This is a genomic window from Craterilacuibacter sp. (assembly GCF_051659485.1).
Lineage (GTDB): Bacteria > Pseudomonadota > Gammaproteobacteria > Burkholderiales > Chromobacteriaceae > Craterilacuibacter.
This window is the reverse complement of the sequence record NZ_JBOFOO010000256.1, coordinates 1-1,178: the sequence shown is the minus strand read 5'-3', so window position 1 is coordinate 1,178 and position 1,178 is coordinate 1. Positions and strand designations below refer to the sequence as shown.

Annotated in this window: 1 protein-coding gene and 1 pseudogene; both read right to left on the bottom strand. The window is 62.5% G+C overall.

Features of this window, described 5'->3' with window-relative positions; genetic code table 11:
• Positions 1-172 precede the first annotated feature (172 nt).
• Positions 173-943, bottom strand: coding sequence for an alpha/beta fold hydrolase (locus ACRC1E_RS08940; RefSeq protein WP_438514750.1), 771 nt, complete (start codon positions 941-943; stop codon positions 173-175).
• A 123-nt stretch (positions 944-1,066) separates the two neighbouring features.
• A pseudogene (locus ACRC1E_RS08935) lies at positions 1,067-1,178 on the bottom strand (hypoxanthine-guanine phosphoribosyltransferase); the annotation flags it as partial.

Genomic DNA, 1,178 nt, shown 5'->3' with positions numbered 1-1,178 from the left:
GGACGGGCGCAACCGCGATACGGCATGGTTTTCGCTGCTGGATGGCGAGTGGCCGGCGGTGCAGCAGGCATTCAACGACTACTTGCTGCCGGAGAATTTCGATGCGCAGGGCAGCCAGCGGCGGGCACTGGCGGCGCGGCGCATGTCTTGATGTGGCGCGTGGCCTTGTGTGTCAGATGATGGCCGGTCTGGCAAACGAGGCGATCACCTCGTGGCAGATCCATGCGCTGTCCGGCATCAGGTCGAAATGCATGCGTCCGGTGCGTTGCAGATAGCGGCTGTTCGGGAAGGCATCGGCCATCGCGGCCGTTGCCGCACGATAAAAGCAATGTTCACCCGCATACAGCAGGCAGGGCATCGCCAGCCTGGCGGGCGCTTCCGATAGATCCGGCCAGCGTGCTTCGGCTTGCCTGAGCGCGAGCAGGCTGGTGGTGTCGGCTTGTTGCAGCCGTGCAGCAAGCGGGGCCGGCACGTCAAACATCTGTTGCCATAGGCTGCACCAGGCCTGTCCGCCCTTAGTTAGCGCCTGGCTGACCACATCGTTGTCCAAATCGACTTCGGCATGCGGTTCGAATCCGCCCAGTACCAGCGCAGCCACTCTGTCGGGGTGTGCGGCGGCATAGGAGAGCATCATCTTGGCTCCCAGCGAATAGCCCCACAGTGTGGCGCGGGTGATGGCGAGCTGATCCAGCACTGCGGCGATATCGGAGGCCATCGCGGGCAGTGCATAGTCGGCTGGCTGGTGTGGGGCGCTACTGTTGCCATGACCACGCGGCTCAATGGCGATCAGGTGGAAATGCGCTTGCAGCGTGTTGATATAGCCAAAGTCAAGCCAGTCCCGCACCGACATGCCAAAGCCGAATACGAGTACCAGCGCAGGCCGCTCGGGTTGGCCCCAGACCTGATAGTGGATGGCGAGCGTATCGTTGTGGGCATAGGGCATGGTAAGGAGACTTGCTGGAGAGGTGGCTGCGCGGTGTTTTCACCGCGCAAAAAGACACAAGGCCGTCACGGCAGGGCGGCCTTGTGCTGATAGCCGCGCGCTTGATCAAGAGCGCGGTCTGTCTTACTTGAGTGCGTGGATGGCCGGCAGGTTGCGCCAGATGCCGCGCACGTCCATGCCGTAGCCGAATACATAGCGGTCAGGTACGTCGATGCCGACGAAATCGGCAGCGATA